The sequence below is a fragment of the Pseudomonas sp. GD03944 genome, assembly GCF_029839275.1.
GTDB lineage: Bacteria > Pseudomonadota > Gammaproteobacteria > Pseudomonadales > Pseudomonadaceae > Aquipseudomonas.
Genome location: NZ_JAOCAH010000003.1, coordinates 242,207 through 264,301, shown reverse-complemented (window position 1 = coordinate 264,301; position 22,095 = coordinate 242,207). Strand labels below are relative to the sequence as shown.

Here is a 22,095-nt window from a genome sequence, read left to right as displayed (position 1 = left end):
GATTGTCCTACAACTTTCAGCACGCCTTCTTGCCGAAACCACCTGACGGAGCCCCCATGTTCGAACGACTGCCTTCCGCCTGGATGATCGCCCTGAAAAAAGCCGGCTACTGGATCTGGCTGGTCCCGGTGCTGGGCATCCCGCTGAGCTTTTACTGGTCCCTGGGCAGCGACTACCCCAATGCCTGGCCCTGGCTGGTGATCAGCGTGGTGTTCGGCCTGATCCCCCTCCTCGACTTCGTCGTCGGCCGTGACCCGGCCAACCCCGACGAGCAGCAGGACGTGCCGGTCATGACCGACCAGGGCTATTACCGCCTGCTGAGCCTGGCGACGGTGCCGTTCCTGATCGGCATGCTGGCGTGGTCGGGCTGGGCGTTCGTCAGCCATGAGGCCTGGAACTGGGTCGGCCAGCTGGGCTGGGTGCTCTCGGTGGGCACGGTCATGGGGGCCATCGGTATCACCGTGTCCCATGAGCTGATCCACAAGGACCCGCCACTGGAGCAGAACGCCGGCGGCCTGTTGCTGGCGGCCGTGTGCTACGCGGGATTCAAGGTCGAGCACGTGCGCGGCCACCATGTGCATGTCTCGACACCGGAAGACGCCTCCTCGTCGCGCTACGGGCAGAGCCTCTATGCCTTCCTGCCCCACGCCTACAAGCACAACTTCCTCAACGCCTGGGCCCTGGAGCGCCAGCGCCTGGCCCGCAAGGGCCTGCCCGCCCTGCACTGGCGCAACGAACTGGTGTGGTGGTACGCCATCAGCGCCCTGTTCCTGCTCGGTTTCACCTGGGCCTTCGGCTGGCTGGGCGCGCTGTTCTTCCTCGGCCAGGCGTTCATGGCCGCGACCCTGCTGGAGATCGTCAACTACGTCGAGCACTACGGCCTGCACCGGCGCAAACAGGACGACGGCCGCTACGAACGCACCAACCCGACCCACTCCTGGAACAGCAACTTCCTGCTGACCAACCTGTTCCTCTTCCACCTGCAGCGCCACTCTGACCACCACGCCTACGCCAAGCGCCGCTACCAGGTGCTGCGCCACTTCGATGACAGCCCGCAACTGCCCAACGGCTATGCCGGGATGATCGTGCTTGCCCTGTTTCCGCCCCTGTGGCGCGCCGTGATGGACCCGCGCGTGCGCGCTTACTACGCCGGTGAAGAGCACCAGTTGACCGACACCCAGCTCAGCCACTGAATCCCCCGCGTTACACGCAAAGCCCCGGAGGCGCAGGTCCCGGGGCTTTTTCGTGGTCGGTGCAGCGGCAGCCCGCCCGGTGGCGTCGTCTCTGGCACAAAACCCGCTTGCCTCCCGCTCATAACCGGATCGCATGAAAGCTCCTGACCAAGAGGTCAAATATTTGTTGACCCAAAAGTCAGAAACTCCTAGATTGGCCCCATGGCAGCTGACACCGGGCCCTTGCCTGCGCGAGTCCGTACCGCCGATCTAGAACAATAAAATGCCTGGAGGTCGTCCTTGATCCAGTTTTTACTCAACCGGGAGCTGCGTACCGAGCAGCGCCTCGACCCTAACGTCACCGTGCTCAACTACCTGCGTGAGCACGTCGGCAAACCCGGTACCAAAGAAGGCTGCGCCTCGGGCGACTGCGGTGCATGCACCGTGGTGGTCGGTGAGCTGGAGGGCGACAGCATCCGCTACCGCACCCTCAACTCTTGCCTGACCTTCGTGTCGTCGCTGCACGGCAAGCAACTCATTACCGTCGAAGACCTCAAGCACCAGGGCAAACTGCACAGCGTGCAGCAGGCCATGGTCGACTGCCACGGCTCGCAGTGCGGCTTCTGCACCCCGGGCTTCGTCATGTCGCTGTTCGCCCTGCAGAAGAACCAGGCGGCTACCCCGGGCGTCGGCGGTTTCGACAAGGCCGCGACCATGGAGGCCCTGGCTGGCAACCTGTGCCGCTGCACCGGCTACCGGCCGATCATCGACGCCGCGCAACAGGCGTGCTGCCAACAGCAACCCGACCAGTTCGACGCCGCCGAAGCCGACACCGTCGCCCAGCTGAAAGCCATCGCCCCGCGTGAAACCGCCGAACTCAACAGCGGCGACAAGCGCTGCCTGGTGCCGCTGACCGTGGCCGACCTGGCCGACATCTATGTGGCCAACCCCGAAGCCCGGCTGCTCGCCGGTGGCACCGACCTGGCCCTGGAAGTGACCCAGTTCCACCGCGAGCTGCCGGTGATGATCTACGTCGGCCACATCGAATCGATGAAGCGTGTCGAAGTCACCGCCGACACCATCGAGATCGGCGCCGCCACCGCCCTGAGCGACTGCTACAGCGTGCTGGCCAAGGAATACCCGGATTTCGGCGAGCTGCTGCACCGCTTCGCCTCCCTGCAGATCCGCAACCAGGGCACCCTGGGCGGCAACATCGGCAACGCCTCGCCGATCGGCGATGCCCCGCCGCTGCTGATCGCCCTCGGTGCGCAGATCGTCCTGCGCAAGGGCAGCGTGACCCGCACCCTGGCCCTGGAGGATTACTTCCTGGACTACAAGGTCACCGCCCGCCAGGACGCCGAATTCATCGAGAAGATCATCGTGCCCCGCGCCCAGGGCAACCAGGCGTTCCGTGCCTACAAGGTATCCAAGCGCCTGGACGACGACATCTCCGCCGTCTGCGCCGCATTCAACCTGGTGATCGAGAACGGCACCGTGCAGAGAGCCCGCGTCGCCTTCGGCGGCATGGCCGGCATTCCCAAACGCGCCGCCGCCTGCGAAGCCGTGCTCGAGGGCGCCGCCTGGTACCCGGGCGTGATCGAAAGCGCCTGTGACGCCCTGGCCGAGGACTTCACTCCCTTGAGCGATTTCCGCGCCAGCAAGGAATACCGCCTGCTCACCGCGCAGAACCTGCTGCGTAAATTTTTCCTCGAGCTGCAAGCTCCCGAAGTCGAAACCCGGGTGACCGCCTATGTCTAACCACCACGCCCCGAAAACCCAGGCAGAACTGGCCGAGCTGTTCCGCGCCGGCATCACCACGGGCGTCGGCCGCAGCGTCAAGCACGAGAGCGCCGAGAAACACGTGGCCGGCGAAGCGGTGTACGTGGATGACCGCCTGGAATTCCCCAACCAGCTGCACGTTTATGCGCGCATGAGTGACCGCGCCCATGCCCGCATCGTGCGCATCGACACCACGCCCTGCTACGCGATTCCCGGGGTGGCCATCGCCATCACCGCCGAGGACGTGCCCGGCCAGTTGGACATCGGCCCGGTGGTGGCCGGCGACCCGCTGCTGGCGGACGGCAAGGTGGAGTACGTCGGCCAGGTGGTGATCGCCGTGGGTGCCGACAGCCTGGAGACCGCGCGCAAGGCGGCCATGGCAGCGATCATCGAATACGAAGACCTGGAACCGGTGCTCGACGTGGTCGACGCCCTGCACAAGAAGCACTTCGTGCTCGACAGCCACCAGCACCGCATCGGTGACTCGGCGTCCGCACTGGCCAACGCTCCGCACCGTGTGCAAGGCACGCTGAACATCGGCGGCCAGGAGCACTTCTACCTGGAAACCCAGATTTCTTCGGTGATGCCCACCGAAGACGGCGGCATGATCGTCTACACCTCCACGCAGAACGCCACCGAAGTGCAGAAGCTGGTGGCCGAAGTGCTGGGCGTGCCCATGCACAAGATCGTCATCGACATGCGCCGCATGGGCGGTGGCTTCGGCGGCAAGGAAACCCAGGCCGCCGGCCCGGCGTGCCTGTGCGCGGTGATCGCGCACCTCACCGGTCGCCCGACCAAGATGCGCCTGCCGCGCGTCGAGGACATGCAGATCACCGGCAAGCGCCACCCCTTCTACGTCGAATACGACGTCGGCTACGACGACGACGGCCTGCTGCACGGCGTGCAGATCGAGCTGGCCGGCAACTGCGGCTACTCGCCCGATCTGTCCGGCTCTATCGTCGACCGGGCGATGTTCCACTCCGACAACGCCTACTTCCTCGGCAACGCCACCATCAACGGCCATCGCTGCAAGACCAACACCGCGTCGAACACCGCCTACCGCGGATTCGGCGGGCCCCAGGGCATGGTCGCCATCGAGCAGATCATGGACCACATCGCGCGCAACCTGGGCAAGGACCCGCTGGAGGTGCGCAAGCTGAACTACTACGGCAAGGAAGAGCGCAACGTCACCCACTACCACCAGACGGTGGAGCACAACCTGCTGGCCGAGATGACCGCCGACCTGGAACAGACCAGCGACTACGCCAAGCGCCGCGAGGAAATCCGCGCGTTCAACGCCAACAGCCCGGTGCTGAAAAAGGGCCTGGCGCTGACCCCGGTCAAGTTCGGCATCAGCTTCACCGCCACCTTCCTCAACCAGGCCGGCGCGCTGGTCCACATCTACACCGACGGTTCGATCCACCTGAACCACGGCGGCACCGAGATGGGCCAGGGCCTGAACACCAAGGTCGCGCAGATCGTCGCCGAAGTGTTCCAGGTCGACATCGGGCGTATCCAGATCACCGCCACCAACACCGACAAGGTGCCGAACACCTCGCCCACCGCGGCCAGCAGCGGCACCGACCTCAATGGCATGGCCGCCAAGAACGCCGCCGAAACCATCCGGCAGCGACTGGTGGACTTCCTGGTGCGCGAATACAAGGTCACCCCGGAAGACATCGAGTTCCGCAATGGCCAGGTGCGCGTGCGCGACCACTTCCTGGCGTTCGAGGAACTGATCCAGAAGGCCTACTTCGCCCAGGTGTCGCTCTCCAGCACCGGTTTCTACCGCACGCCGAAGATCTTCTACGACCGGGAGAAGGCCGCCGGCCGTCCGTTCTACTACTTCGCCTACGGCGCCGCCTGCTCCGAGGTGATCGTCGACACCCTGACCGGCGAGTACAAGATGCTGCGCACCGACATCCTGCATGACGTCGGCGACTCCCTGAACCCGGCCATCGACATCGGCCAGGTGGAAGGCGCCTTCGTCCAGGGCATGGGCTGGCTGACCATGGAAGAACTGGTGTGGAACGCCAAGGGCAAGCTGATGACCAACGGCCCGGCCAGCTACAAGATTCCTGCCATCGCCGACATGCCGCTGGACCTGCGGGTCAAACTGGTGGAGAACCGCAAGAACCCGGAAGACACGGTGTTCCACTCCAAGGCCGTGGGCGAGCCGCCGTTCATGCTCGGCATCGCCGTGTGGTGCGCGATCAAGGACGCCGTCGCCAGCCTCGGGGATTACCGGGTACAACCGGTGATCGACGCCCCGGCCACTCCGGAGCGCGTGCTGTGGGGCGTGGAGCAGATGCGCAAGTTGAAAAAAGCCAGAGCAAGCGCCGTCGAAATGGAAACGGCCGGAGCGTAGGGTGGGCTTCAGCCCACCAACATCAACGGGGGTGTATTGGTGGGCTGAAGCGGAGCGCCGCCCGGCCCACCCTACCCCCCCAAAAAACCACGGTGTACAACAATGACAAAACACGCCGAACCCAACAGCCAACCCGCCCGTCCGCTGCCGGCGCCGATTCTCGAACCGTCGCCGAGCAACTGGCGCCTGCCGCGCCCGGGCCAGACCACGCCTTCCTGGAGGTTGAGCAAATGAGCTGGATCAGCGCCCTCGCCGACCTGCAGCAACAGGGTGAACCCTGCGTGCTGGTGACCATCATCGAAGAACGCGGCTCGACCCCGCGCAATGCCGGCTCGAAAATGGTCGTCACCGCCGAACGCATCTTCGAGACCATCGGCGGTGGCCACCTGGAATACAAGGCCATGGAGCTGGCTCGCGAAATGCTCGCTGCCCGCAGCCAGGACACCCGTCTGGAGCGCTTCAGCCTGGGCGCCAGCCTCGGCCAGTGCTGCGGCGGTGCCACCGTGCTGCTGTTCGAGCCCATGGGCCAGCCCCAGGCGCAGATCGCCGTATTCGGTGCCGGCCATGTCGGCCGTGCCCTGGTGCCGCTGCTCGCCAGCCTGCCGTGCAAGGTGCGCTGGATCGATTCGCGGGAGCAGGAATTCCCATCCCAGGTACCGGCAGGCGTGGAACAGATAATCAGCGACGAAGTGGTCGACGAAGTCGATAACATGCCGGCCGGCAGCTACTTCATCGTCATGACCCACAACCACCAGCTCGACCTGGAGTTGACCGCCGCCATCCTCAAGCGCAACGATTTCGCCTACTACGGGCTGATCGGCTCGAAGACCAAGCGCGTCAAGTTCGAACACCGCCTGCGCGACCGCGGCTTCACCACCGACGTCATGCAACGCATGCGCTGCCCCATGGGCCTGAGCGACGTGAAAGGCAAATTACCCATGGAGATCGCCATTTCCATCGCCGGCGAAGTGGTGGCGCTTTACAACGCCAGCTTCGGCCAGGACGTGAAGAAAGGCGAATCCAGCGTCGCCCGACTGCTGCCCGACAGCCGCCGCGCCCGCGCCGCCGAGGGTGGCGCCTGAACCTCAACACCACCGGCGCACGACGAGTGCCCGGACAGCCATTCGCCTGACGGGGTACGCCCCGTCGTTTCACCGATGACAGACGAGAACACCATGACCACTACCAACGCCTATCGCGCCGCCATCCTGCACAGCCTCGCCGACCCCGCCGTGGTCGGTGTCGAGGCGTCCTACGAGTATTTCGAGGACGGCGTGCTGCTGGTCGAAGACGGCCGGGTCGTGAAAGTCGGCCCGGCGGCCGAACTGCTGCCGACCCTCGGCAACGTGGCCGTCACGCACTACCCCGACGCCCTGATTACCCCTGGCTTCATCGACACCCACATCCACTACCCGCAGACCGGCATGATCGCCTCTTATGGCGAGCAGTTGCTGGACTGGCTCAACACCTACACCTTCCCCACCGAGCGTCAGTTCGCCGACAAGGCCCACGCCAGTGACGTCGCCGCGATCTTCCTCAAGGAGTTGCTGCGCAACGGCACTACCACCGCCCTAGTGTTCGGCAGCGTGCACAAGCAGTCGGTTGACGCCTTTTTCGAGGCCGCCGAGGCGCTCAACCTGCGCATGATCGCCGGCAAGGTGCTGATGGACCGCAACGCCCCGGACTGCCTGACCGACACCCCGGAAACCGGCTACGCCGAAAGCAAGGAACTGATCGAGCGCTGGCACGGCAAGGGCCGCCTGCACTACGCCGTGACCCCGCGCTTCGCCCCCACCAGCACCCCGGAACAACTGGAGCTGGCCGGCAAGCTGTTCGCCGAGTACCCAGACCTGTACATGCACACCCACATTTCCGAGAACAAGGCCGAGGTGGCCTGGGTCAAGGAGCTGTTCCCGGCGCGCAAGGGCTACCTGGACGTCTACGACCACCACAAGCTGATCGGCCCGCGCGCCGTATTCGCCCACGGCGTCCACCTGTGCGACGACGAGTGCCAGCGCCTGGCGGAAACCGGTTCGGCGGTGGCGTTCTGCCCGACCTCCAACCTGTTCCTGGGCAGCGGCCTGTTCGACCTGCAGGCCATGGAACGGCACGGTGTGCGCGTCGGCCTGGGCACCGACGTCGGCGGTGGCACCAGCTTCAGCCAGCTGCAATCATTGAACGAGGCGTACAAGATCATGCAGCTGCAGGGTCAAAAGCTCGACCCGTTCAAGTCGCTGTACCTGGCGACCCTGGGCGGTGCCAACGCGCTGTACCTGGACGACAAGCTGGGCAACTTCGAAAGCGGCAAGGACGCGGACTTCGTGGTGCTCGACTACACCGCCACCCCGCTGATCGCCTACCGCATGCAGCAGGCCGAAACCCTGGCGGAAAAACTCTTCGCCCTGACCATGCTCGGCGACGACCGCGCGGTGAAAGAAACCTTCGCCGCCGGCAAGTCGGTGCACCGCCGCGATTGAGCGGGTGTGCCCCTCTGTGTAATCCCGTGGGAGGCACTTCAGCGGCGAGCTTTTGAGGCTGTCGCGGCTAAAGCCCCTCCCACGTTGATCTCTCTTGAGCGCACCCACGCTCCGCGTCCGCAACGGTCGTCGGTGTCATTCGACTGTGCGGCCAACCCCCTTGCCGCAGGTGACGCGGAGCGTCACGGGATGCATGCCCACTCGGAGCGTGGGAACGATCAACCATTCTGGGTGATGCCCCGAATCTCCTGTAGGAGCGGACTTGTCCGCGAGCTTTTCTTTCGATCCGACAAATCAGCTCGGGGCACAGGCCGCCAAGCTCGGGGCTGAAGCCCTCCTACAGGTGTCTCACCTTTGTGCCGCCCATAAAAAAGCCCCGAGGCTTGCGCGTCGGGGCTTTTTCGTTACCGCCGGATCAGCGGCTGGCGGCGCTGCGGGCCGGTTTTTTCTTCGGTTGCAGCAGGTGGGAGAACACCGCGTGCAAGTCGTCCGACGCACTCTCTTCGTCGAGGTTGAGCTTGCTGTCGATGTGGTCCATGTGGTGCATCATCAGGTCCACCGCGCGGACGGCGTCGCGGGCTTCGATGGCATCGATCAACTGGTTGTGTTCGTCGTAGGAGCAATGGGACCGGCCACCGCTCTCGTACTGGGCAATGATCAGCGAGGTCTGCGACACCAGGCTGCGCTGGAAGCTGATCAGCGGGGCGTTCTTCGCCGCCTCGGCCAGCTTCAGGTGGAACTCGCCGGACAGGCGGATACCCGCACCGCGATCACCCCGGGAAAAGCTCGCCTGCTCGTCCGCCACCATCTGGCGCAATTCGGCCAGCTGCTCGGCGGTGGCATGCTCCACCGCCAGCTCGGTGATGGCGCGCTCGACCATGCGCCGTGCATAGAAGATCTGCCGGGCTTCTTCCACGCTGGGGCTGGCCACCACTGCGCCGCGGTTGGGGCGCAGCAGCACCACGCCTTCATGGGCCAGGCGCGACAGGGCGCGGCGGATAATGGTGCGGCTGACACCGAAGATTTCGCCCAGGGCCTCTTCGCTCAGCTTGGTCCCGGGGGCCAGGCGCTGCTCGAGGATGGCATCGAAGATATGCGCGTAAACGACATCGTCCTGAGTCCCGCTGCGGCTGCTCTTGCCCGCGCGCGGCTGCTTCTTGAGGGGCTGCAATTGATCGTTCATTCTGGCTCGCGTCAAAAGGTTCGGCAGTCTCCGGCCGTTGGAAAGGCCACCGACGCATCGCATCAGCGGCTTTCACCAGCCTGTGCCTCGACTCTACTGCGTTTCGCCCGCCCTGGGGCAAGCATTCAGTAGAGATTCAGATTAAAAAGGGATGCATTGTACACAATCGATCTGCCCCGTACAGCGCAGCAGGCCTTCTATTGCACCGTTCAGGTGCATCACGGGTGAGCTATTTTCCCCGGCTTTTTCCCTCAGCGGAGCGCCGCCGGGTAAATTGATTTCTTCTAACCAGTAGGCGGCTTGGATGCCTATCGGTTTAACCCGCCTGTCACAAACGCCCCTTCACCCTAGTCACCGCTCGACCAACTCGCCAGACAAAAATCGCAACCCGTTGTTTTCAAAGTGGTTAACGGAACCCAGGGCCTTACGACCGTGTGCTCGGTGCCAACAGCCCTGCCCGACCCGCCATGAATGGCACCCTCAACACCAGAAAAAACATTATTTGCTTTTTTTGTATACAAAAGCATAATCGCGCTCGTGTGACTTCCTGACCGCTCGGTCAACAACTTAGCCAGCAAGCACACCCGAACGCACCATCTGCCTCAGAGAGTCTTCCCGTGCCACGGCATCGACTCTGGGTGGTACACAACAAGAGAGATGAGGAGTACCTGCTGTGGAAAGCGCTAAACAAGAACAACACGCGACTCACGCCCAAGGTTTTCGGAAGATCGGCCTGCTCGACCGCTTCTTCAAACTGACCGAGCACCGCACCTCCATCAAGACCGAGCTGCTGGCCGGCCTGACGACATTCGTCACCATGGCCTACATCATCTTCGTCAACCCCAACATCATGGCGGTTGCCGGCGTCGATCACGGCGCCGCCTTCGTCGCCACCTGCATTGGCGCGGCACTGGGCTGCTTCCTGATGGGGTTGTACGCCAACTGGCCCGTGGGCCTGGCGCCCGGCATGGGGCTCAATGCCTTCTTCACCTACACCGTGGTTGGAGAAATGGGCTACAGCTGGCAGATCGCCCTGGGCGCCGTATTCATTTCCGGCGTCCTGTTCATGATCATGAGCCTGTCGAAGATCCGCGAATGGCTGCTCAACAGCATCCCCATGAGCCTGCGCTTCGCCATGGGCGCTGGCGTCGGCCTGTTCCTGGGCCTGATCGGCCTGAAGACCGCCGGCATCGTCGTCGACAGCCCGGCCACGTTGCTGACCATGGGCTCGTTCGGCGATCCGTCGGCATTGCTGGCAGCCGTGTGCTTCCTGATGATCGCCGTGCTCAGCCACCGCAATGTGTTCGGCGCCATCCTGTTCAGCATGCTCTGCGTCACCGCACTGGGCTGGGCCTTCGGCCTGGTCGAGTACAACGGCCTGGTTTCCCTGCCCCCCAGCCTGGCCCCGACCTTCATGGCCATGGACATCGCCGGCGCCTTCAACGTGGCGATGGTCAGCGTGATCCTGGCCTTTCTGTTCGTGAACATGTTCGACACCGCCGGCACCCTCATGGGGGTGGCGCACCGCGCCAACCTGGTGGATGACGAGGGCAAGATCAAGGACCTTTCGAAAGCCCTGAAAGCCGACAGCACCTCGAGCGTGGTCGGCGCCGTGGTCGGTTGCCCGCCAGTGACCAGCTATGTCGAGAGCGCCTCCGGGGTGGCCGCCGGTGGCCGTACCGGCCTGACAGCCGTGACCGTCGGCCTGCTGTTTCTCGCAGCGATGTTTTTCGCCCCGCTGGCCGGCATGATCCCCGCCTACGCCACTGCCGGTGCGCTGATCTACGTCGCGATGCTGATGATGAGCGGCATGGCCCATATCGACTGGGAAGACCTCACCGACACCATCCCGGCGATCGTCACCGTGGTCATGATGCCCCTGACCTTCTCGATCGCCAACGGCATTGCCCTGGGCTTCCTGACCTATGCCACGCTGAAACTGCTGACGGGCCAGCGCGACAAGGTTTCGCTCAGCCTCTATGTGCTGTGCGTCATCTTCATTGCCAAATTCGCCTTCCTCTGAGGTAGGCTTGCCGGTATCTGCAGCGAGTCCGACGCCCTGGTAAACGAGACCGCCAGCCCTGGCGGTTTCGTTCCATTGCCCTGCCGGCCGCCCTACCGACCAGATCCTTAACCCGGCCCCGGCACCTGTCGTCGGGGCCTTGTTCATGAGAGTGTGTCCATGAGTCTGGAAACCTGGCTGCTGTTCAGCAGCGCCGCCCTGATCGTGATCCTGATCCCCGGCCCACTGTCGCTGCTGATGGTCAGCAACAGCCTGAACTACGGCCTGCGCCGCTCGGCCCCGGCGTTTCTCGGGGGTGTCTCCGCCTCGATCTGCCTGCTCAGCGCCTCCGCCTTGGGCCTGGGTGCCCTGCTGCTGGCCTCGGAGCAGCTGTTCAGCGCGTTGAAGATCGTCGGCGCGCTGTACCTGTTCTACCTCGCCTGGCAGAGCTGGCAGGAATCCCGCCAGGCCGCCAAACCGGTGAACGCCGAAGAGCCCCCGCTGAACCCCAGCGCCAGCGGCATGTTCTGGAAAGCCTTCGGCCTGGGCGCCAGCAACCCCAAGGACATCCTGTTCTTCGCAGCTTTCCTGCCGCAGTTCATCAGTGCCGAACGGCCGATGCTCGACCAACTGTTGGTGATGATCGCCACCTGGGCCGTGCTCGACCTGGGCTGCAAACTGTTCTACGGCCTCAGCGCCCAGGGCGCCGCCCGCTACCTGCGCTCCGGCAAGGGGCAAGTCTGGTTCAACCGCGTCAGCGCTGCCCTGTTCGGGGGCGCCGGCGCGGCCTCGCTGCTGAGCCGGTAAACGGTTATTTCCAGGACGGCATCCCCCCAGTGATGCCGCAATCCCGTAGGAGCGGACTCGCCCGCGAGCTTTTCTTCAACCAACACATCGATACAAGGCCTCAGCCGTCGAGCTCGGGGCTGAAGCCCCTCCTACAGAAGTCCCCATGATCGCACCCATGCTCCGCGTGGGCGCGTAGCCCCGGACGCTCTGCGTCCGCAAAGGCCCTCGTTGCGATGCGATTACGCGGGCAACGCCTATTACCGCGGGTGACGCAGAGCGTCACGGGATGCATGCCCACGCGGAGCGTGGGAACGATCAGGCCGATGGCGAGACCACAATCCCGTGGGAGGCGCTTCAGCGGCGAGCTTTTCTTCGAACGGACACATCGATGTAAGGCCGCAGCCGTCGAGCTCGGGGCTGAAGCCCCTCCTACAGAAGTCCCCATGATCGCACCCATGCTCCCCGTGGGCGCGTAGCCCCGGATGCTCTGCGTCCGCAAAGGCCTTCGTTGTGATGCGAATACGCGGGCAGCGCCTATGGTCGTGGGTGACGCAGAGCGTCACGGGATGCATGCCCACGCGGAGCGTGGGAACGATCAGGCCGATGGCGAGGCCACAATCCCGTGGGAGGCGCTTCAGCGGCGAGCTTTTCTGTCGAACCGACACATTGGTGTAAGGCCCCAGCCGCCGAGCTCGGGGCTGAAGCCCCTCCTACAGACGACACCAACACAGCCCTGAGCGCGTAGCCCCGGACGCTCTGCGTCCGCAAAGGCCTCAGCTGTGTTGCGATTACGCGGGCAGCGCCTATGACCGCGGGTGACGCAGAGCGTCACGGGATGCATGCCCACGCGGAGCGTGGGAGCGATCAGGTCGATGGCTAGGCCACAATCCCGTGGGAGGCGCTTCAGCGGCGAGCTTTTCTGTCGAACCGACACATTGGTGTAAGGCCACAGCCGTCGAGCTCGGGGCTGAAGCCCCTCCTACAGGGTTCCCTTCTGCAGGAACACCCGCCCTACAGATGCCTCCTGCGTATGCCGACAGCCCCCAAAAGAAGGGCAAAAAAAAGCCCGCAGTGTGCGCGGGCAAGGACTCTAAAAATGAGTCAGGGGGTGACAAGCATTCGGTGGTCAGCTGCCCCGGTAGGTGGAGTAGCTGTACGGGGAAATCAGCAGCGGCACGTGGTAGTGGTCCTGCCCGGCGTCGATGCCGAAGCGCAGTACCACCACGTCCAGGAAGGCCGGTTCGGGCAGGGTCACGCCGCGGGCGCGGTAGTAGTCGCCGGCATGGAAATGCAGCTGGTACACGCCGCTGCGGTAGTCCTCACCCTGCAGCACCGGTGCATCGCAGCGGCCGTCGTGGTTGGTCAGCACGGTGGTGAGCAATTCGAGCTGCGCGCCTTCGACGCGGTACAGCTCCACTTTCAGCGCACTGCCAGGGCAGCCGTGCGCGGCGTCCAGTACATGTGTGGTCAGTCGTCCCATCGGTCATGGACATCGGTCGGCTAATGCCACCCCGATGCCGCACCTCCTCTACGTTTAGTGAATGCACGAAGCCGGTTGCAGGCGCCGCAAAGCGCCGGATGCCATGGAGCATAGCACGCCCAACGACAGATATAAGACATTTTACTGATAAATTGTACACAATAATCGCGTAACGCTTTCCAGCATGAATCGCCACGGTCCTACCAAGCACTCCGCGAAACGCGCGGGCCCGATGGCAGCGTTTGTCCGGCGCAGGCAAGTTTCTTGCTTTGTCTGCCCAGCGAAAATCGTACAAATTTGTGATTTACAAAACCATATTCATTTTGTATACAATCACTACATCACGGTGACACACCTTCATCTGGGTACCTGTCCACCGCCCCCTTGCCAAGAAAGGAAGACTGCAGTGAGCGCCGACTACCCACGCGACCTCATCGGTTACGCCGACACCCCGCCCCATCCGCACTGGCCGGGCAACGCGCGCATCGCCCTGTCCTTCGTCCTCAACTACGAGGAAGGCGGCGAGCGCAACGTGCTGCACGGCGACAAGGAGTCCGAAGCCTTTCTTTCCGAGATGGTCGCGGCCCAGCCCCTGCAGGGCGTGCGCAACATGAGCATGGAATCGCTCTACGAATACGGCAGCCGCGCCGGCGTCTGGCGCCTGCTCGCGCTGTTCCAGAAGCACCAGATCCCGCTGACCGTCTTCGCCGTGGCCATGGCCGCCCATCGTCACCCGGACGCGATCAAGGCGATGGTCGCCGCCGGCCACGAGATCTGCAGCCACGGCTACCGCTGGATCGACTACCAGTACATGGACGAGGCCCAGGAGCGTGAGCACATGCTCGAGGCCATCCGCATCCTCACCGAGCTGACCGGCGAACGCCCGCTCGGCTGGTACACCGGCCGCACCGGCCCGAATACCCGGCGCATCGTGCGCGAGGAAGGCGGCTTCCTCTATGACTCCGACACCTATGACGACGACCTGCCCTACTGGGACCCGGCCAGCACCGCCGACAAGCCGCACCTGGTGATCCCCTACACCCTGGATACCAATGACATGCGCTTCACCCAGGTGCAGGGTTTCAACAAGGGTGACGACTTCTTCGAGTACCTCAAGGACGCCTTCGACGTGCTGTACGCCGAGGGCCAGGCCGGCGCGCCGAAGATGTTGTCGATAGGCATGCACTGCCGCCTGCTCGGCCGCCCGGCACGCCTGGCCGCCCTGGCGCGCTTCCTCGACTACGTGCAAGGCCACGAGCACGTCTGGTGTGCCCGCCGCGTGGACATCGCCCGCCACTGGCACGCCACCCACCCGTTCACCGCGAAAGAGAGCCGCCAATGAGCCGTTTCCAGACCCTGACCCCGTCGCGCCTGAGCCGCGAAGATTTCGTGAAGGTGTTCGCCGACATCTACGAGCACTCGCCCTGGGTGGCCGAGAAGGCCTATGACCTGGGCCTCGACGCCAATGTGGACACCATCGATGGCCTGCACCAGCGCATGGCCGACCTGTTGCTCAGTGCCAGCCATGCCGCACAGCTGGCGCTGATCAATGCGCACCCGGACCTGGCCGGCAAGGCCGCCGTCCGTGGTGAGTTGACCGCCTCCTCCACCTCGGAGCAGGCCGGTGCGGGCATACACGAATGCACCGCAGAAGAGTTCAACCGCTTCACCGAACTGAACGACGCCTACAAGGCGAAGTTCGGTTTTCCCTTCATCATGGCGGTAAAAGGCAGCAACCGACACCAGATCCTGGCGGCTTTCGAGGAGCGCATCCATAACTCCCCGGAGCAGGAATTCGCCTGCGCCCTGGCCGAGATCAACAAGATCGCGCTGTTCCGCCTGCAACAGTTGTAAGCCTCTATCCATCTCCCTCCCCAACGCCAACTACCAAGGCAGACATTCATGAAAGCTTACGCCGTACCCTTCGAGAAATACGTCAACCTCGCCGACGCTCGCCTCGGCACCAAGGCCATCTCCGTCACCGACGACTGGTTCGCCGACGTCAACCGGCTGTTCCAGCCGACCCCGGCGGTCTGGAAGGAGGGCGTGTTCGATGACAACGGCAAGTGGATGGATGGCTGGGAGTCGCGCCGCAAGCGCTTCGAAGGCTACGACAGCGCCGTGATCCGCCTTGGCGTGCCGGGTTCGATCAAGGGCGTGGATATCGACACCAGCTTCTTCACCGGCAACTTCCCGCCGTCCGCCTCCCTGGAAGGCTGCTTCGTTGCCGACGGCGACCCGAGCGACGCCACCGAGTGGACCGAAGTGCTGGGCGCCGTGGAGCTGCAGGGCAACAGCCACCACTACCACGAGATCGCCAACAGCCAGGCGTTCACCCACCTGCGCTTCAACATCTACCCGGACGGCGGCGTGGCCCGTCTACGCGTCTACGGCGTGCCGCACCGCGACTGGTCGGCCGTGGGCGACAACGAGCAGATCGACCTGGCTGCCGCCCTCAACGGTGGCCGTGCCCTGGCCTGCTCCGACGAGCACTTCGGGCGCATGAGCAACATCCTCAACCCGGGTCGTGGCATCAACATGGGCGATGGCTGGGAAACCGCCCGCCGCCGCACACCGGGCAACGACTGGGTGATCGTCGCCCTGGGCCACCCGGGCGAAATCGAGCGCATCGTCGTCGACACCCTGCACTTCAAAGGCAACTACCCGGACAGCTGCTCGATCCAGGCGGCCTTCGTCAAAGGCGGCACCGACAGCCAGATCGAGACCCAGAGCCTGTTCTGGCGCGAATTGCTGCCGAGCCAGAAGCTGCAGATGCACGCCGAGCACGAGTTCGTCGAGCAGATCAAGGCACTGGGCCCGATCACCCACGTGCGCATCAACGTATTCCCGGACGGCGGTATCAGCCGCCTGCGCCTGTTCGGAAAAATAAAATAACCGTAGGAGGGGCTTTAGCCGCGAGCTTGCAAAGGAGTCGCGGCTAAAGCCCCTCCCACACGCCCGACTATCAGCCCTCGCTTTCGCCGGCGGGGGTCTAACACAACGAACAAGAAGACCATCATGCGCACAGTGATCATCGAGCCCCTCAGCAAGGAAGCCTTCGCCCCCTTCGGCGATGTCATCGAAACCGAGGGCAGCGACTTCTTCATGATCAACAACGGGTCGACACGTCGTTATCACAAGCTGGCCACGGTCGAGACCGCCCAGCCGGACGACAACGCGATCATCAGCATCTTCAGCGCCGAGGCCCTGGACATGCCATTGACCATTCGCATGCTGGAGCGCCATCCGCTGGGCAGTCAGGCGTTCATACCCCTGCTCGGCAACCCCTTTCTGATCGTGGTCGCGCCACGTGGCGATGCACCTGAATCAGAGTTGGTCCGCGCCTTCCGCAGCAACGGCAGGCAGGGCATTAATTACCATCGCGGCGTCTGGCACCACCCGGTGCTGACGATCGAAAAGCGGGATGACTTCCTGGTGGTTGATCGCAGTGGTTCCGGTAACAACTGCGATGAGCATTTCTTCAACGAGGCAGACCAACTGCGCCTCGACCCCCACCAATAAGAGAAGCCCAGGGGACCGGTACGCCGGCACTGGGAAAGAGGTACACACTGTGGAAGCACATTTGACTGAATGGCTGAACCTGGGCATCCGCTGGATCCACATGATCACCGGCATCGCCTGGATCGGCGCATCCTTCTATTTCGTCTGGCTGGAGAACAACCTCAACCGCGCCAATCCCCGGGACGGCCTGTCCGGCGACCTCTGGGCGATTCACGGCGGCGGCATCTACCACCTGGAAAAGTACAAGCTGGCCCCACCGAAAATGCCGGAGAACCTGCACTGGTTCAAATGGGAGGCCTACGCCACCTGGCTGTCGGGCGTGGCCCTGCTGCTGGTGGTCTACTACCTGAATCCGGCCCTGTACCTGGTCAAGCCCGGTACCGACCTGGCACCGGAGCTGGCCATCGTCATCGGCTTCGGCTCGATGATCGCAGGCTACATCGCCTACCACTTCCTCTGCGATTCGCCCCTGGGCAAGCGCCCCGCGCTGCTCGGCGTCGTGCTGTTCGTGCTGCTGATCGCCGCGGCCTACGGCTTCAACCAGATCTTCAGCGGCCGTGCCGCCTACATCCATGTGGGCGCGATCATCGGCACCATCATGGTCGGCAACGTGTTCTTCACCATCATGCCGGCGCAGCGGGCACTGGTTAAGGCCATCGAAGAGAACACCACGCCGGACCCGACCCTGCCGGCCAAAGGCCTGTTGCGCTCGCGCCACAACAACTACTTCACCCTGCCGGTGCTGTTCATCATGATCAGCAACCACTTCCCGAGTACCTACGGCAGTCAGTACAACTGGCTGATCCTGGCCGGTATCGCGGCGCTGGCGGTCCTGGTACGCCACTACTTCAACACCCGCCACGACAGCAACCGCTTCGCCTGGACCCTACCCGCTGCCGCCTTGGGCATGATCTGCCTGGCGTTCGTTACCGGGCCGGCCATGAAAGCCTCCGCGCCCGAAACCGCCAACGCCATCACCTACGCACCGGTTCCGGCCACCGGCCTCCCCGGCAAGCCGCCGACCAGCAGCCCGGCCCCTGAGGCGCAGGCTCAAGCCCCGGCCAAACCGGCGGACAGCGCGCCGGTCGAACCTGCTGCCGCCACCGACGCATCGGGTGATTTCGCCAGGATCAACAGCGTGATTCAGGAACGCTGCAGCGTCTGCCACTCCGCCCAGCCGAGCAGCCCGATGTTCAGCACCGCCCCCGCTGGCTTCGTGCTCGACACGCCGCAGCAGATCCAGGCCCAGGCGGCCAAGATCCAGGCTCAGAGCGTGGCTTCGCAGATCATGCCGCTGGGCAACATCACCGGCATGACCCAGGAAGAACGCGACCTGATCGGTGCCTGGATCAGCCAGGGCGCCCAGCTCAACTGATCCACCCCCTCGCCGCACCCAGCCGGGTGCGGCAACCTCCCCCGCGCTTCTTTCCGCCCTCTCCAGCCGACTTCACCCCCGCTCATCGGCGCGCCGAAAATTGCATTTATTTTTGTACACAATTACAAAATAAATTGTTTCCAATAAATTTCATCAGCGGTATAGTCAGTACGTTCTGACTCAGCGGACAACTTTTCCGGCGAGCCAGAACAGAGGCGCCGTGAAGCCTCGTGCAAGCCCAAGACCCTATAAAAACAATTGGCAGGCTCTGACATGAACACGATCCGCATTCCCCATGCCCCGACTCCGTCCGCGGGTATCGCCAGTCGCTTCCCCTTGCCCGACCTCGCCGCTGCACGCGCCTGCGCCGTGCCCGGCTGCGCGCCCGCTCGCCCGACGGCCTGAGCCCCGCGCTCACCGCCCTATCTGCCCTTCCTGGTGGTTCGCCACCGGGCAGCCACCTGCTAGCCCTGAAAACAAGGAAAACCCGATGACGCACACCCGACTGCCCCACTGCCTCGCCCTCACCGCCGGCCTGTTCGCCGCCCCGTTCGCCGCCGCCGAAGACCTGCTGCAGTGGCAGGACAACAGCCTGACCTACCTCTACGGCGACAACTTCCAGCGCATGAACTTCAACGACGAGGAGCAGCGCTCGCAGACCACCTTCACCTTCGAGCACGCCAGCGGCTGGGTGTGGGGCGACGTGTTCTACTTCCTCGACTACATCCGCGCGGACAACACCCAGTCCCGGGGCAGTTTCAGCAACGGCACCTTCGAGCAGAAAGACAAGAGCAGCTTCTACTACATGGAGTTCTCGCCCCGGGTCAGCCTGAGCTGGCTCACCGGCCAGGACCTGTCGATCGGCCCGCTGAAGGACGTCAAGGCGGCATTCACCTATGAAAAAGGCGAAGGCGGCCCCGGCACCGAGAACTACCTGTACGGCATCGGCCTGGACTGGGACGTGCCGGGCTTCGCGTTCCTCAACACCAACCTGTACCGGGTCAAGGTCAACAATCACGTGTTCTTCGCCGACGAGAACAGCAACGGCTACACCACCCAGCTGACGGTCGCCGGTTCCTACCCCTTCACCATTGGCGAGCAGAACTTCCTCATCGACGGTTTCGTCGACTGGCGCGCCCCTTCTAAAGAAGCCAACACCCAGACGTCGGTCGGCTCCTCGATCCAGATCAAGTGGGATGCGGGCAAGGCGCTGTTCGGCGAGGAGCGCACCCTGTACCTGGGCACCGAAGTGAACATGTGGCACAACAAGTACGGTGTGAAACCCATCGACGGCAGCGCCGATGGCTTCGACCAGACCGCCGTGCAGGCACTGGTCAAGTACCACTTCTGACACGCCCACAAAAAAGGGCCGACGCATGGCGTCGGCCCTTTTTTCATTCCTGTGCGCCCGGCGCGAGCCGGACGCCCGGCATCAACTGGCGCGGGCCATGTTGCGCAGGGATTTCACTTCGTCGTGGTTGCGCTGGGCACCTTCGGCCTGACGCTGCACCACTTCGCGCACGCTCGGCGGCAGATCCTTCTGCAGGGCCTGGCGGTAGTTCTTCAGCGCCACGTCTTCGCCACGCTCGCATTCGTTGAGAATGGCGGCGTCGTCCTTGCCGGTGATCAGGCTCTTCAGGTCGACCCAGCCGCGGTGCAGGGTACCGGCCACGCTGGAGCGGGTTTCCGGGTCACCGCCCAGGCTGCGCACCAGGGCCTGCAGCTCGCTGGCCGCGGCGGCGCATTGCTGGCTGCGCTGGGTGAAAAAGGCCTTCAGACGCGCTTCCTTCACGTCTTCAGCGCACTCGCGAAACCCTTTTTCGCCGTCCTTGCTGGTTTCGATCAGATCGTTGAGTACCGAAACGACTTCTTTGTTGTCCATGACGTTTTTCCTCTCTTCTGCGAATCCATGGGCGCGCCGGGCTTGCCCGGCCGCTTCAGTGAAGTGGACTTGGCCCGTTCGCCGAAGGTTCAGGAAAAATATCGAAGCGGCGGCAAAGCGGCTCGCACGCAAGCGCCGCGCATCCGCCGCTGCGCCTGGGCCGCAACCGGTCGTCGGTCCGGTGTTCAGGGCGTGGCGGCATCGGCCCTGCCCTGGCGCCGCTTGAGCGAATCGATCTTCCACTGCTCGAGACCGATGTACTCGCTGTCCAGGTTCGCCTCCACGCCGTGCCGCTGCTTCAGTTCGGCCACCTGCCCGGCCTGCTCGGTGAGATAGCGGTCGAAGCGCTGGATCAGCGCGGCCTGCCGGCTGCTGGACAGGTGGAAACTGCCACGGGTGTAGGGCAACGACGGATCGAACACCAGCGCCCCGGGCCGGGCACGAATGTAGTCCAGGTAGTGGGTGGCCACCACCACGTTGAAGTAGGCGCCATCAGTGTCCTGCTTCAGGGCCTGGCGGATCATCTGCCGCAGGTCATCGCCGTAGCTCACCTGAATCTGACCGCTGTCGATGCGCGGCTCATAGCCACGGGGTGTCCAGCCGCGCACCATGGCCAGGCGACGGATGTCATCCACGGCCCGCCCCTGGCGCTGCGGCACCACCAGCACGCCATCCACGTAGTCGACCAGCGCCTGGCTGTAGTGCAGGGTCATGCCGGCCTTGCGCTCCGCCGCCCACAGCGGGCTGTCCGGGTATTTGAAGTCGATGTCGCCTCGCTGCAACGCCGGCAGCAACTGCTCCACCGGCAGGGCCCGGTAGACTAGCGTCACCCCGCTGTCGGCGGCGAAAGCGTCCAGCACGTCGCGGGCGAAGCCGCGGTACTGGCCCTGGGCATCGAGGTGGTAATGGGGAGCGAACGGGGTGTCCTCGACCCCGACCACATAGGTCTGGGCAGCGGCGACGGGCGCCAGCAGGACGGTAATCAACAGGCACGGACGAACGGGCGGCATAAGCGCCTCCTTGTTGTTTTTATGGTCTGGAATCGGCGAGGGCTCAGCCCCCGGTCATGCTCATGAAACGCACCACCTGCACCTGCGCATCGGTGCTGAAGTGGTGGCGCTCGGGCTTGAGGCGCAGGGCCTCGATCAGCGCCTGGCGCAGGCGCGGCGTGTCGCCGGGATGGGCGCGCAGCAGGCGCTTGAGGTCCAGGGCGTTGTCATCGCCCAGGCACAGCACCAGCTTGCCTTCGGCGGTGACCCGCACGCGGTTGCAGTCGCCGCAGAAGTTGTGGCTGTGCGGGGAAATGAACCCCACCCGGGTGCTGCTGCCCGGCACCTGCCAGTAACGCGACGGGCCGCCGCTGACGGCGCTGCTGCGCACCAGAGCGTGGCGGGTTTCGAGGCGCTGGCGCACCTCGTCGCTGGAACAGAAGGTCTGCTCGCGGGCATGGCTGGAGATGCCGCCGAGGGGCATCTCCTCGATGAAGCTGATGTCCAGGTCGCGGGCCATTGCGAACTCGAGCAGGTCCAATACTTCGTCGTCGTTGCGCCCCTTCTGCACCACGGTGTTGAGCTTGATGCGCGAAAAGCCGGCCGGACGTGCCGCCTCGATACCGCCCAGCACCTGGTCGAGGCGATCGCGGCGGGTGAAGGCGGCGAAGCGCTCGCGGCGCAGCGAGTCGAGGCTGACATTCAGGCGCTTCACCCCGGCCGCCCGCAGCGCCACCGCCTGTTCCGCCAGTTGCGAGCCGTTGGTGGTGATCGCCAGGTCGTCCAGCTCGTGACGCGCACCGAGGCGCTGCAGCAGGCTGAGCAGGTTCTTGCGCACCAGGGGTTCGCCGCCGGTGATGCGAATGCGCCGCACGCCCAGGCCGATGAAGGCATCCGCCACGGCGTAGAGCTCCTCCAGGCTGAGAATCTGCTGACGGGGGGCGAAGACCATGTCCTCGGCCATGCAGTAGGTGCAGCGAAAATCGCAGCGGTCGGTCACCGACAGCCGCAGGTAGGTGATGCGTCGTCCGAACGGATCGATCAATTGGGTAGCGTGCACGGACCCTCCCCCGGGCT

General features: G+C 64.2%; 20 protein-coding genes. 15 read left to right on the top strand and 5 right to left on the bottom strand.

Features of this window, described 5'->3' with window-relative positions:
• Positions 1–56: 56 nt before the first annotated feature.
• The 6 genes from N5C28_RS07165 (at position 57) to guaD (ending at position 7,796) form a co-directional block, all read left to right on the top strand.
• Positions 57–1,193, top strand: coding sequence for an alkane 1-monooxygenase (locus N5C28_RS07165; RefSeq protein WP_279821299.1), 1,137 nt, complete (start codon positions 57–59; stop codon positions 1,191–1,193).
• Between the two features lie 279 nt (positions 1,194–1,472).
• Positions 1,473–2,930 carry a xanthine dehydrogenase small subunit gene (xdhA, locus tag N5C28_RS07160; RefSeq protein WP_279821298.1) on the top strand — a complete coding sequence of 486 codons (1,458 nt, stop codon included), beginning with the start codon at positions 1,473–1,475 and terminating at the stop codon, positions 2,928–2,930.
• Entirely contained in the window at positions 2,923–5,319 is a 2,397-nt protein-coding gene (gene xdhB / locus N5C28_RS07155; protein ID WP_279821297.1) for a xanthine dehydrogenase molybdopterin binding subunit, read from the top strand. Before xdhA ends, xdhB begins: the two co-directional genes overlap by 8 nt.
• A gap of 102 nt (positions 5,320–5,421) precedes the next feature.
• The gene (locus tag N5C28_RS07150; protein ID WP_279821296.1) at positions 5,422–5,553 is read left to right on the top strand and encodes a hypothetical protein; all 132 of its coding nucleotides are present in this window, start codon (positions 5,422–5,424) and stop codon (positions 5,551–5,553) included.
• Complete coding sequence (xdhC, locus tag N5C28_RS07145) at positions 5,550–6,401, top strand: xanthine dehydrogenase accessory protein XdhC (RefSeq protein WP_279821295.1); 852 nt, start codon at positions 5,550–5,552, stop codon at positions 6,399–6,401. The genes N5C28_RS07150 and xdhC overlap by 4 nt, the downstream gene beginning before the upstream one ends.
• Positions 6,402–6,494: 93 nt before the next feature.
• A complete protein-coding gene (guaD, locus tag N5C28_RS07140; protein ID WP_279821294.1) occupies positions 6,495–7,796 on the top strand; it encodes a guanine deaminase in 1,302 nt (433 codons plus the stop codon).
• A 415-nt stretch (positions 7,797–8,211) separates the two neighbouring features.
• Here the strand turns inward: guaD and N5C28_RS07135 are convergent, their stop codons facing one another.
• Positions 8,212–8,979: a GntR family transcriptional regulator gene (locus N5C28_RS07135; RefSeq protein ID WP_279821293.1), complete on the bottom strand. Its 768-nt coding sequence runs from the start codon at positions 8,977–8,979 to the stop codon at positions 8,212–8,214.
• Positions 8,980–9,652: 673 nt separating this feature from the next.
• Here N5C28_RS07135 and N5C28_RS07130 point away from each other — a divergent pair.
• Positions 9,653–11,002: an NCS2 family permease gene (locus tag N5C28_RS07130; protein WP_279821292.1), complete on the top strand. Its 1,350-nt coding sequence runs from the start codon at positions 9,653–9,655 to the stop codon at positions 11,000–11,002.
• 159 nt (positions 11,003–11,161) lie between these two features.
• Entirely contained in the window at positions 11,162–11,788 is a 627-nt protein-coding gene (locus tag N5C28_RS07125) for a LysE family translocator (RefSeq protein WP_279821291.1), read from the top strand.
• A gap of 1,108 nt (positions 11,789–12,896) precedes the next feature.
• Here N5C28_RS07125 and uraH read toward each other — a convergent pair.
• Positions 12,897–13,250: a hydroxyisourate hydrolase gene (gene uraH / locus N5C28_RS07120; protein WP_279821290.1), complete on the bottom strand. Its 354-nt coding sequence runs from the start codon at positions 13,248–13,250 to the stop codon at positions 12,897–12,899.
• 406 nt (positions 13,251–13,656) lie between these two features.
• Between uraH and puuE the strand changes: the two genes are divergently transcribed.
• The 7 genes from puuE to N5C28_RS07085 all read left to right on the top strand — a co-directional run bounded on the left by puuE (position 13,657) and on the right by N5C28_RS07085 (position 19,498).
• Entirely contained in the window at positions 13,657–14,592 is a 936-nt protein-coding gene (puuE, locus tag N5C28_RS07115) for an allantoinase PuuE (protein ID WP_279821289.1), read from the top strand.
• Positions 14,589–15,104, top strand: coding sequence for a 2-oxo-4-hydroxy-4-carboxy-5-ureidoimidazoline decarboxylase (uraD, locus tag N5C28_RS07110; RefSeq protein ID WP_279821288.1), 516 nt, complete (start codon positions 14,589–14,591; stop codon positions 15,102–15,104). The genes puuE and uraD overlap by 4 nt, the downstream gene beginning before the upstream one ends.
• Before the next feature lie 48 nt (positions 15,105–15,152).
• Positions 15,153–16,145, top strand: coding sequence for an allantoicase (gene alc, locus N5C28_RS07105; RefSeq protein WP_279821287.1), 993 nt, complete (start codon positions 15,153–15,155; stop codon positions 16,143–16,145).
• Between the two features lie 123 nt (positions 16,146–16,268).
• Positions 16,269–16,772, top strand: coding sequence for an ureidoglycolate lyase (locus N5C28_RS07100; protein WP_279821286.1), 504 nt, complete (start codon positions 16,269–16,271; stop codon positions 16,770–16,772).
• Positions 16,773–16,821: 49 nt separating this feature from the next.
• Positions 16,822–18,147, top strand: coding sequence for a urate hydroxylase PuuD (locus tag N5C28_RS07095; protein WP_279821285.1), 1,326 nt, complete (start codon positions 16,822–16,824; stop codon positions 18,145–18,147).
• Between the two features lie 273 nt (positions 18,148–18,420).
• The gene (locus tag N5C28_RS07090) at positions 18,421–18,552 is read left to right on the top strand and encodes a hypothetical protein (RefSeq protein ID WP_279821284.1); all 132 of its coding nucleotides are present in this window, start codon (positions 18,421–18,423) and stop codon (positions 18,550–18,552) included.
• An 85-nt stretch (positions 18,553–18,637) separates the two neighbouring features.
• Positions 18,638–19,498 carry an outer membrane protein OmpK gene (locus N5C28_RS07085; protein WP_279821283.1) on the top strand — a complete coding sequence of 287 codons (861 nt, stop codon included), beginning with the start codon at positions 18,638–18,640 and terminating at the stop codon, positions 19,496–19,498.
• Positions 19,499–19,579: 81 nt separating this feature from the next.
• On the opposite strand, the gene N5C28_RS07080 is transcribed toward N5C28_RS07085, so the two are convergent.
• The 3 genes from N5C28_RS07080 to moaA form a co-directional block, all read right to left on the bottom strand.
• On the bottom strand, positions 19,580–20,029 hold the full coding sequence (locus tag N5C28_RS07080) for a PA2169 family four-helix-bundle protein (protein WP_279821282.1): 450 nt from the start codon (positions 20,027–20,029) through the stop codon (positions 19,580–19,582).
• A 185-nt stretch (positions 20,030–20,214) separates the two neighbouring features.
• On the bottom strand, positions 20,215–21,039 hold the full coding sequence (locus tag N5C28_RS07075; RefSeq protein ID WP_279821281.1) for a transporter substrate-binding domain-containing protein: 825 nt from the start codon (positions 21,037–21,039) through the stop codon (positions 20,215–20,217).
• Positions 21,040–21,082: 43 nt separating this feature from the next.
• Positions 21,083–22,078, bottom strand: a complete 996-nt coding sequence (moaA, locus tag N5C28_RS07070; protein ID WP_279821280.1) for a GTP 3',8-cyclase MoaA — start codon at positions 22,076–22,078, stop codon at positions 21,083–21,085.
• Positions 22,079–22,095: the final 17 nt, after the last annotated feature.

Excerpts from the sequence above, each read along its gene's own strand:
- N5C28_RS07165 (WP_279821299.1), top strand. The coding sequence starts at position 57 with ATGTTCGAACGACTGCCTTCCGCCTGGATGATCGCCCTGAAAAAAGCC.
- xdhB (WP_279821297.1), top strand. The coding sequence starts at position 2,923 with ATGTCTAACCACCACGCCCCGAAAACCCAGGCAGAACTGGCCGAGCTG.
- N5C28_RS07150 (WP_279821296.1), top strand. The coding sequence starts at position 5,422 with ATGACAAAACACGCCGAACCCAACAGCCAACCCGCCCGTCCGCTGCCG.
- xdhC (WP_279821295.1), top strand. The coding sequence starts at position 5,550 with ATGAGCTGGATCAGCGCCCTCGCCGACCTGCAGCAACAGGGTGAACCC.
- guaD (WP_279821294.1), top strand. The coding sequence starts at position 6,495 with ATGACCACTACCAACGCCTATCGCGCCGCCATCCTGCACAGCCTCGCC.
- N5C28_RS07135 (WP_279821293.1), bottom strand. The coding sequence starts at position 8,979 with ATGAACGATCAATTGCAGCCCCTCAAGAAGCAGCCGCGCGCGGGCAAG.
- N5C28_RS07125 (WP_279821291.1), top strand. The coding sequence starts at position 11,162 with ATGAGTCTGGAAACCTGGCTGCTGTTCAGCAGCGCCGCCCTGATCGTG.
- uraH (WP_279821290.1), bottom strand. The coding sequence starts at position 13,250 with ATGGGACGACTGACCACACATGTACTGGACGCCGCGCACGGCTGCCCT.
- uraD (WP_279821288.1), top strand. The coding sequence starts at position 14,589 with ATGAGCCGTTTCCAGACCCTGACCCCGTCGCGCCTGAGCCGCGAAGAT.
- alc (WP_279821287.1), top strand. The coding sequence starts at position 15,153 with ATGAAAGCTTACGCCGTACCCTTCGAGAAATACGTCAACCTCGCCGAC.
- N5C28_RS07100 (WP_279821286.1), top strand. The coding sequence starts at position 16,269 with ATGCGCACAGTGATCATCGAGCCCCTCAGCAAGGAAGCCTTCGCCCCC.
- N5C28_RS07090 (WP_279821284.1), top strand. The coding sequence starts at position 18,421 with ATGAACACGATCCGCATTCCCCATGCCCCGACTCCGTCCGCGGGTATC.
- N5C28_RS07085 (WP_279821283.1), top strand. The coding sequence starts at position 18,638 with ATGACGCACACCCGACTGCCCCACTGCCTCGCCCTCACCGCCGGCCTG.
- N5C28_RS07080 (WP_279821282.1), bottom strand. The coding sequence starts at position 20,029 with ATGGACAACAAAGAAGTCGTTTCGGTACTCAACGATCTGATCGAAACC.
- N5C28_RS07075 (WP_279821281.1), bottom strand. The coding sequence starts at position 21,039 with ATGCCGCCCGTTCGTCCGTGCCTGTTGATTACCGTCCTGCTGGCGCCC.